The sequence below is a fragment of the Kitasatospora purpeofusca genome, from assembly GCF_000718025.1.
GTDB lineage: Bacteria > Actinomycetota > Actinomycetes > Streptomycetales > Streptomycetaceae > Kitasatospora > Kitasatospora purpeofusca.
In genome coordinates, this window is sequence record NZ_JODS01000033.1 from 68,652 (window position 1) to 78,351 (window position 9,700).

Below are 9,700 nucleotides of genomic sequence, written 5' to 3' on the forward strand. Positions count from 1 at the left end.
CGGGCGGCCTAGGCCGGCAGGGCGTCCAGGGCGGGGGCGATGGTGGCGAAGGCGCGGTCGGTCAGTTCGGCCGGGTCCTCGGCGCCGTCGCTGGCGCTCCACAGTTGCAGGACGACGTCGAACGCGGTCAGCGCCATCCCCGCGGCGAGCCGGGGGTGGAGGCCGGTCGCGGAGCCCAGGCCCAGCCGGTCGGCCAGCTCGGCCGCCAGTTCGTCGCGCCACTGCGCCTGGCGCTCCAGGAATCGGGCGTGCAGCGCCGGCGTGCCCAGGATCAGCTGCACCACCCGCAGCGCCTGCTCGGCATGGCCGGCGCAGGCGTCGATGGAGACCCAGACGGTGTGCCGCAGTGCCACCGACGGCGACTCCTCGGCCGGCCGGCCGGCGAGCTCGGCCCGCATGCCGGCGCCCATCTCCCCGAGGAACTGGACGACCACGTCCTCCTTGGACGCGAAGTAGCGGAAGAAGGTGCGCTTGGACATGCCGGCGGCGGCCGCGATCTCGTCGACCGTGACCGCGTCGAACCCCTTCTGCGCCAGGAGGTTCAGCGCGGCCTGGGACAGCTCGTCGGAGACCAGCTGACGCTTGCGCTGGGCCAGGCTCGCTTCAGGGCGGGTAGTCACCCCCTCATGTTACACGCCGCGCCGTCATTGACCCCTAAGGGCGCGCTTGACACTCGGTGACAGGTAGGGCAACGTGTGACGCATGACGAAGCAGCAGGGCTGGACCGCCGATCGGATTCCGGACCAGACGGGGCGGGTGTTCGTCGTCACCGGGGCGAACAGCGGCCTCGGCCTGGCGACCACCCGGGCGATCGCCCGCAAGGGCGGCCAGGTGGTCCTCGCCGTCCGCGACGAGGCCAAGGGCCGGCGGGCGGCCGCCGAGATCACGGCCGCGCAGCCGGGCGCCCGCCTGGAGGTCCGCCGCCTCGACCTGGCCGACCTCGACTCGGTCCGCGCCTTCGCCGAACGGCTGCGCGCCGACGGGACCCGCCCGGACGTCCTCGTCAACAACGCGGGCGTGATGGCGCCGCCGCGGACGCTGAACGCGCAGGGCCACGAGATCCAGTTCGCCGCCAACCACCTCGGCCACTTCGCCCTCACCGGACTGCTGCTCGACCTCCTGGCCGAGGGCAAGGACCCGCGGGTGGTCACGGTGAGCTCGACCAACCACCGGCAGGGCAAGGTCTTCTTCGACGACCTCTCCGGCGAGCGCAAGTACTCGCCGATGGGCTACTACAACCAGTCGAAGTTCGCCAACGCCGTGTTCGGCTGGGAGCTCCACCAGCGTCTCGCCGCGGCCGGCAGCCCGGTCCGCAGCCTGCTCGCGCACCCCGGCTACACCGCCACCAACCTCCAGACCAGTTCCCCGGTCGGCATGGTCAAGGTGCTCTTCGGCCGCATCCTCACCCCGCTCGCCCAGGCTCCGGACCAGGGCGCGCTGCCCCAACTGTTCGCCGCCACCGCCGCGGAGGTCGAGTCGGGACAGTTCATCGGACCCGACGGGATGGCCGAGCTGCGCGGCACCCCGAAGGTGGTCCAGCTGGCCCCGTCGGCCGCCGACGCCGAGACCGGCAAGCGCCTGTGGGAGCTGTCGGAGCGGCTGACCGCCGTCCGGTTCGCCTTCCCCGCCGTCGCCTGACCCGACCGGGGCCCGTCCGCCCGACCCGACCGGCCCCGGCACCCGTACCAGGGGCCGCCGCGCATGACGCCCCCGGCATGCGCGTCGGCCCCTGCACCACCCGCACGCCCGCACCACACGCACCCCCGCACCGCCCGCGCCCCCCGCGGGAACAACTCGTTCACATCTCCCGAACCCCGGCTCCCCGTTCTCCCCGCGGCGGCACCGGGAATCTCGGCATTCCCATTCACGATCTCGCCCGAACAATTCCACAGCCCCCTCCGACCATCACGAACGGAATACCTCCGACCGCTTCCCGGAGCCTCTTCTCCGACGAATCAACGGCTTTCCCCGAGTCAACCGCCAGGGGCATGTGAGGTGGATCACTATCGAAGATCCGTCCGATGACGACCTGTTAGGGTGATGGCTCAATGTCAAGCTCCATCCACGGGGGTAAAAGTGGGGGAAGTAGCAAGCGTTGATGTGACCGCCTTTCCGGCGTTCCCGTTCATCGGGTCGGACGACGACCCGTTCATTCCGGTCAGAGATTACGACCTGAAGCACCTCGACGAGTCGACCGGCAGAATCAGACTCCCCTTCGGCGGCTGGGCCTGGCTGATCACCAAGCACGAGGACGTGCGGCAGCTGCTGCGCCACCCGGGCTTCAGCTCCGACCAGTACCGCCCCGGGTTCCCGGTCCTCAACCCGATCCCGCCGACGCGCGAGGGCGCGTCCGGGCTGTTCATCTTCATGGACGGCGACGCCCACAGCCGCTTCCGGCGCATGCTGACCGCCGAGTTCATGATCAAGAACATCCGGCGGATCGAGCCGCTGATCGAGGAGACCGTCAACGAGGCCCTCGGCCGCATGCGCGAGATCGGCCCGCCGGCCGACCTGATGAACGAGTTCGCGCTGCCGGTGCCGTCGATGACGATCTGCCACCTGCTCGGTGTGCCCTACTCGGACCACGACTTCTTCCAGCACCACAGCCGCGCGATCATGGACCGGAACTCCGGTCCGGCCGAGGTCGGCGCCGCCATGGAGGCCCTGAACGGCCTGCTGGGCGACCTGATCACGCACAAGCGGACCCACCCCGGCGAGGACCTGCTCAGCCGACTGGTGACCGAGCGCGTGATCCCGGGGGAGCTCAAGGAGGAGGAGCTCCTGAGCATGGCCATGCTGCTGCTGGTGGCGGGCCACGAGACCACCGCGAACATGATCGGGATGTCGGCGCTGGCCCTGCTGGAGCACCCCGAGCACCTGGACGCCCTGCGCGAGGACCCGGGCCTGGCGCCCAACCTCGTCGAGGAACTGCTCCGGTACTGCACCGTCGTCCGGACCGGTCTCCCGCGGCTCGCGCTGGAGGACGCCGTCATCGGCGGCCGGGAGATCAAGGCCGGCGAGAGCGTCGTGGCGATGCTGTCGATGGCCAACCGGGACGAGTCGGTCTTCCACGACCCCGAGTTCTTCGACCCCCGGCGCAACGAGGCCCACCGGCACATGGCGTTCGGCTTCGGCCTGCACCAGTGCATCGGCCAGCCGCTGGCCCGGGCCGAGCTGCGGATCGCCCTGGTCCAGCTGGCCAAGCAGTTCCCCGGCCTCCGGTCGGAGACGACCCTGGCGGACGTCCCGAAGCGCCACGAGGCGGTCACCTTCGGGCTGGGCGAACTGCCGGTGACGTGGTGACCATGCACATCACTGTCGACCGGGACCTGTGCTGCGGGTCCGGCAACTGCGTGGAGACCGTGCCCGACGTGTTCGACCAGGACAGTCGGGACGGCATGGTGCTGCTGCGGATCTCCCAGCCGCCGGAGCACCTCCGGGAGGCGGTCGAACGCGCCGCCCAGCTGTGTCCGGTGGGCGCCATCGAGATCTCCCACCGGAATTCGACGGACTGACAGACGCAGCACTGCACGGGGGCGAGCAGACCGCGTCTCGACAATCCGCCTGCCATCCCGCACCGCTGTCCGGAATCCGGTCGCCCGCAGAATTCTCCCGCGCGGGCGACCGGATGATCCGGCCCGGGTGAACCGCGCACCCGAAGCGGTTCTCAACGGATTTCCCGGCGATTTCGAGAACGTCTTTTACTGTCCATTTCACCGCGCCGCGCGACCGCTGTTTCGCGCTGCCCGGAAATGCGGACCGAGCACGGAGCGGCGATCTTCCGCGCCCGGCCGGCCCCGCCCCTCACCCCTGTGTGCCCACATAACAGGAGAGCGGAAAAGTTGGATAGTGGCAGCAGCCAGACACGAGTATTTGTATGCAGTAGACACCCCTACGCGCGACTGGGCATTCGTGGGGCACTGAAGCAGGACGACGCACTGACCGTGGTCGGCGAGGCGGCGGACATCATCGGGCTGCTGACGGCGACGGCGGTGCGCGAACCGGACGTCGTGGTGCTCGAAGCCCGGAAGCAGACCGACCACCTGCACGAGCTGACCGCCCTCGACACCGCCCTGGTGGTCGTCGTGGAGGACGCCGAGACCGCGGCCGACTGGATCCGTCTGACCCAGGCCAACGTGCGTGCCGTCGTGCACTCCGACGATCCCGAGGAGGTCCTGGTCGAAGCGGTCCGCCGGGCCACCACCGGCGACTGCTACGTCTCCCCCGGCCTCAGCGGCCTGCTCCTCCGGTTCGTGCGGGACACCCTGCCCCGCCCCCTCTCGGTGGTCCCCACCCACGCACCCTTGACTTCGCGCGAGTCCGAGGTGCTCCAGCTGGTGCGGCGGGGCATGGCCAACAAGGAGATCGCTCGTCGGCTGGGCCTGAGTGAAAAGACCGTCAAGTTCCACGTCTCCAATGTGCTCGCGAAGGCCCACATGGCCTCCCGGGCGCAGCTGATCGCCTCGGCGGCGGCCATGTGAGACCACGGCCGCGGCCGGCGAGGAGGACGACCCTACGACAGCGGGGCGCCCGCACGGAACCACCGTGCGGGCGCCCCGCTGTCGTGCCCGCGTTCAACACCGCTCCCCGGTGGGAAGACTGACCCGGCCTCGGGCGGTCGGCGGACCCGCGACGCCGGACCCACGGCACGGGACCTGCGGCACCGGCCCGGCCCGGCCCCCGGGACCAGGTCTCCCGTCTTGGCCTAAAGTCCTGGTTTCGCGCCGCCGATCCTGCCCCGAAGCCCTGCTCCCCTGCCGTTCCTCTGGCGGAAGTCCCGGTCCGGTCCGGAAACGGATACTCCCGGTATGAAGCCCTCCATGTCCGGTGACCAGACGATCGGCCGCACCCACGACACCGCCATCGCCGTGATCGGAGCCTCCTGCCGGGTCCCCTCGGCATCGGGTCCGGCCGCGTTCTGGCGACTCCTGACGGAGGGCACCGACGCCCTCTCCCCCTGGCCGGAGCAGCGCGGCCCCGGCGGCGCTTCCTGGACCGGCGGCTTCCTCGACGAGGTCGGCACCTTCGACGCCGCCTTCTTCGGCGTCGGGCCCGACGAGGCCGCCGCCATGGACCCGCAGCAGCGCCTCGCCCTGGAACTCGTCTGGGAGGCCATGGAGGACGCCGGGCTGCCCGACCACCGGCTGCGCGGCTCGCGCACCGGCGTGTTCGTCGGCGTCTCCTCGGACGACTACGCCGCCCTCGCCGCCCGCGGCGACCGGGCCGGCCACGGCGAACTGCACGACTTCACCGGCCGGCACCGGGCCGTCGTGGCCAACCGGGTCTCCTGGACCCTCGGCCTCCAGGGCCCCAGCCTCGCCGTCGACGCGGCCCAGGCCTCCTCCCTGGTCGCCGTCCACCTCGCCTGCGAGAGCATCCGCCGCGGCGAGTCCGACCTCGCCTTCGCCGGCGGCGTCAACCTGATCCTCTCCCCGGACGGCATGCGGGCCGCCGCCGGCCTCGGCGCCCTCTCCGCCAAGGGCCGCTGCGCCGTGTTCGACGAGAGCGCCGACGGCTTCGTCCGCGGCGAGGGCGGCGGCGTGGTCCTGCTCAAGCCGCTCGCGCAGGCCGTCGCGGACGGCGACCCCGTCTACTGCGTGATCCGGGGCAGCGCCGTCAACAACGACGGCGGCGGGGAGCGGCTCAGCGACCCCGACGTCGCGGGCCAGCAGCAGGTCCTGCGGCAGGCCTACGCCAACGCCGGGATCGGCACCGAGGCCGTCCAGTACGTCGAGCTCCACGGCACCGGAACCCCCGTGGGCGACCCGGTCGAGGCCGCCGCGGTGTCCGCCGTGATCGGCCGCGGCGCCGACGGCCGCCGGCCGCTGCGGGTCGGCTCGGTCAAGACCAACATCGGGCACCTGGAGGCCGCGGCCGGCATCGTCGGCCTGCTGAAGGCCGCGCTGGCGCTGCGCCACCGCCGGCTGCCCGCCAGCCTGCACTTCCGCACCGCCAACCCGGCGATCCCGCTCGACGAGCTCAACCTCCGGGTGCAGACCGAACTCGACGCCTGGCCGGACCCGGAGGTCCCGCTGGTCGCCGGTGTCAGCTCCTTCGGCATCGGCGGCACCAACTGCCACGTCGTGCTCACCGAGGGGCCCTACGCCGGCCACCCGACGGACGCCGCCGCCCCGGCGGGCGGTGCCGCGCAGGTCGGCACCGCCTCGACGGCCACCGCCACCACGCCTGCCACCACGCCCGCCGCCGCGCGGGGCCCGCTGCCGTGGGTGCTGTCCGCCCGCTCCGGCCGCGCGCTGGAGGCACAGGCCGGCAAGCTGCTCGCCCACCTGGACGCCACCCCCGGAGCGGCCGAGGCCGACGCCGCCGGGATCGCCCGCTCACTGGCCACCGGCCGCTCCGTCTTCGAGCACCGCGCCGTCGTCCTCGGCACGGACCGCTCCGACCTCACCGCCCGCCTGGAGCGCCTGCACGAGGAGGCCGTCAGCGGCCTCGCCTCCCCGGCCGGCCGGACGGCCTTCCTGTTCGCCGGCGGCGGCGCCCACCGGGTCGGCATGGGGCGCGAACTGTACGCCACCTACCCGGTGTTCGCCGAGGCCCTGGACGAGGTGCTCGCCCACCTCGACCCCGCCCTCGGCCTGCGCGAGGTGCTGTTCGGCGAGCGCGCCGACGCCGCGGCCGCCCTGGACGGCATGCGCTGCATGCAGCCCGCCCTGTTCGCCTTCCAGGTCGCCCTCTACCGCCTGGTCACCTCCTGGGGCGTCGAACCGGACCTGCTGGTCGGCCACTCCTTCGGCGAGATCGTCGCCGCCCACGTCTCCGGCGCCCTCTCGCTGCCCGAGGCAGCCGCGCTCGCCGCCGCCCGCGGCGAACTGATGGAGGCCCTGCCCGCCGGCGGCGCCATGATCGCCGTCGAGGCGACCGAGGAGGAGGCGCTCGCCGCGCTCGACGGCGTCACCGACGTCTCCATCGGCGTCATCAACGGGCCGGCCTCGGTCGTCCTCTCCGGCGCCGAGGAGTCGGTGGCCCGGATCGCCGACGACTTCCGCGCCCGCGGCCGCCGCACCACCCGGCTCCGGGTCCGGAACGCCGCCCACTCGCCGCTCACCCTGCCCATGCTCGACGAGTTCGCCCGCCGGATCGACGGCCTGACCGTCTCCGAGCCGAGCATCCCGATCGTCTCCACCGTCACCGGCCGCACCGGCACCCCGATGACCGAGGAGTACTGGATCGGGCACGTCGGCGCGACGGTCCGCTTCCACGACGCGATCACCGCCTGCCGCGAGCAGGGCGTCACCCGGTTCGTCGAACTCGGTCCCGACGCCACCCTGACCCCGCTGGTCCGGCCCGACGAGACCGAACTCGCCGTGGCGCTCCAGCACCGCGACCATCCCGAGCCGCAGACCCTGCTCACCGGCCTCGCCCAGGCCTGGGTCTCCGGTGCGGCCGTCGACTGGGCCGGGATCGTCGGCGCGGCACCGACCGTCGACCTGCCGACCTACGCCTTCCAGCGCGAGCGCTACTGGCTCGACGAGCGCCCCGCCGCGCCCGCCGCCGAACAGCACCTCAGCTCCGCGACCCTCGCCCTGCGCGACCGGATCCGCGCCGAGCCCGAGGGCTTCCTGCGCCGCTGGCTCACCGAGCACCTGGCCGGGAGCACCGGCGGGACCGGCTTCGCCGCCGACGAGACCTTCCGCGACCTGGGCTTCGACTCCGTGCTCTCCGTGCAGCTGCGCAACCGGCTCGCCTCGGCGACCGGCCTGCGGCTGCCCGCCAGCGTGCTCTTCGACTACCCGACGCCGAACGCCCTCACCGCGTACCTGCACGAGCGGATCGTCGGCGTACTGGACGCCGACGAGGACCGGCCGGCCGCCGCCCCGGTCGCCGCCACCGACGAGGACCCGATCGTGGTCGTCGGCATGGCCTGCCACCTGCCCGGGGGGATCGACTCGCCGCAGCAGCTGTGGCAGGCGGTACTCGACGGCACCGACGCCATCTCCGAGTTCCCGACCGACCGCGGCTGGGACCTGGCCGGCCTCTACCACCCGGACCCGGCCAACCCCGGCACCAGCTACGCCCGGCACGGCGGATTCCTCTCCGGGGCGAGCGAGTTCGACGCCGACTTCTTCGGCATCAGCCCGCGCGAGGCCGCCGCGATGGACCCGCAGCAGCGGCTGCTGGTCGAGACCGCCTGGGAGGCCCTGGAGCGGGCCGGCGTCAACCCCGACGGGCTGCGCGGCAGCCGCACCGGCGTCTTCGTCGGTGCGATGGGCATGGAGTACGGCCCGCGGCTGAACGCGCCCGTCGACGGCACCGAGGGCTTCCGCCTCACCGGCACCACCACCAGTGTGGCGTCCGGGCGGATCTCCTACCTGCTGGGCCTGGAGGGCCCGGCGATGACGGTGGACACCGCCTGCTCCTCCTCGCTCGTCGCCCTGCACCTGGCCGAGTTCTCCCGTCAGCGCGGCCTCGCCGCCGACGGCCGCTGCAAGGCCTTCTCCGACGACGCCGACGGCACCGGCTGGGGCGAGGGCGTCGGCCTGCTGGTCGTCGAACGCCTCTCCGACGCGCGACGCAACGGCCACCAGGTGCTGGCGGTGGTGCGCGGTTCGGCGGTCAACCAGGACGGCGGCAGCAACGGCCTCACCGCGCCCAACGGCCCCTCCCAGCAGCGGGTGATCCGGGGCGCGCTGGCGAACGCCCGGCTGGGCGCGGCCGACGTCGACGCCGTGGAGGCGCACGGCACCGGCACGACGCTGGGCGACCCGATCGAGGCGCAGGCCCTGCTGGCCACCTACGGTCAGGGCCGCGACGCCGAACAGCCTCTCTGGCTCGGGTCGTTGAAGTCCAACATCGGTCACACCCAGGCCGCCGCCGGCGTCGCGGGTGTGATCAAGATGATCGAGGCGATGCGCCACGGCGTGATGCCGCGCACCCTGCACGCCGACACCCCGTCGCACCACGTGGACTGGGAGTCCGGCGCCGTCAGCCTGCTCACCGAGCAGCGGGAGTGGCCCGAGTCGGACCGCCCGCGCCGTTCCGCCGTGTCCTCCTTCGGCATCAGCGGCACCAACGCCCACGTCATCCTGGAGGCCGCCCCCGAGGAGCCGGCCGCCGGGGCGGAGGAGCCGGCGGCGGGGTCGCCCGAGGCGGCGGGTGACAGCGCCGCGGGTGAGGGTCCGCTGCCGTGGGTGCTGTCGGCCCGGAGCGAGGCCGCGCTGACCGAGCAGGCCGCGCGCCTGCTGGAGCGGGTCACCGACGGGCCGGGTCGGACCGGGTGCGGCGAACGGTGCCGTGTTCGTGTTCCCGGGCCAGGGTTCGCAGTGGATCGGCATGGCACGTGAACTCCTGGAGTTCTCGCCGGTGTTCGCCGAGAAGATGACGGAGTGCGCGTTCGCGCTGGAGCCGTTCACGGACGGCTGGTCGCTGCTCGACGTGGTCCGCGACGACGACGCGCACGGAGGAACTCGACACCCTCGCCGCGCGCTGCGAGACCGACGGCATCCAGGCCCGCCGCATCGCCGTCGACTACGCCTCCCACTCCCCCCAGGTCGAGGAACTCCGCGAGGAACTCCTCGACCTCCTCGCCCCGGTCGAGCCGCGCACCGGCCACACCTTCCTGATCTCCACGGTCACGGGCGAGGCCATCGACACCGCCACCATGGACGCCGCCTACTGGTTCACCAACCTGCGCGAAACCGTCCGCTTCGACACCGCCCTCACCACCCTCCTCACCACCGGC

Annotated in this window: 7 protein-coding genes and 1 pseudogene; 7 read left to right on the forward strand and 1 reads right to left on the reverse strand. The window is 72.9% G+C overall.

Annotated elements, in window-relative coordinates:
- Window positions 1-8 precede the first annotated feature (8 nt).
- On the reverse strand, window positions 9-620 hold the full coding sequence (locus tag IF01_RS0134230; RefSeq protein ID WP_030397508.1) for a TetR family transcriptional regulator: 612 nt from the start codon (window positions 618-620) through the stop codon (window positions 9-11).
- 82 nt (window positions 621-702) lie between these two features.
- Here IF01_RS0134230 and IF01_RS0134235 point away from each other — a divergent pair, with 82 nt between their 5' ends.
- The 7 genes and pseudogenes from IF01_RS0134235 to IF01_RS51430 form a co-directional block, all read left to right on the forward strand.
- Entirely contained in the window at window positions 703-1,638 is a 936-nt protein-coding gene (locus tag IF01_RS0134235; protein WP_030397509.1) for an oxidoreductase, read from the forward strand.
- 462 nt (window positions 1,639-2,100) lie between these two features.
- Window positions 2,101-3,303 (forward strand): cytochrome P450, encoded by a 1,203-nt coding sequence (locus IF01_RS0134240; protein WP_030397510.1) that lies wholly within the window; start codon window positions 2,101-2,103, stop codon window positions 3,301-3,303.
- 2 nt (window positions 3,304-3,305) lie between these two features.
- A complete protein-coding gene (locus tag IF01_RS0134245) occupies window positions 3,306-3,515 on the forward strand; it encodes a ferredoxin (RefSeq protein WP_030397511.1) in 210 nt (69 codons plus the stop codon).
- Between the two features lie 429 nt (window positions 3,516-3,944).
- A complete protein-coding gene (locus IF01_RS44575) occupies window positions 3,945-4,481 on the forward strand; it encodes a response regulator transcription factor (protein ID WP_051742168.1) in 537 nt (178 codons plus the stop codon).
- Between the two features lie 339 nt (window positions 4,482-4,820).
- Complete coding sequence (locus IF01_RS51220; protein ID WP_094745713.1) at window positions 4,821-9,302, forward strand: type I polyketide synthase; 4,482 nt, start codon at window positions 4,821-4,823, stop codon at window positions 9,300-9,302.
- Window positions 9,292-9,352, forward strand: a pseudogene (locus tag IF01_RS51820) (hypothetical protein); the annotation flags it as partial. The gene IF01_RS51220 and the pseudogene IF01_RS51820, both read left to right, overlap by 11 nt.
- A 108-nt stretch (window positions 9,353-9,460) precedes the next feature.
- The coding region (locus tag IF01_RS51430) for an acyltransferase domain-containing protein (RefSeq protein WP_244215718.1) at window positions 9,461-9,700 on the forward strand (240 nt) is incomplete at its 3' end.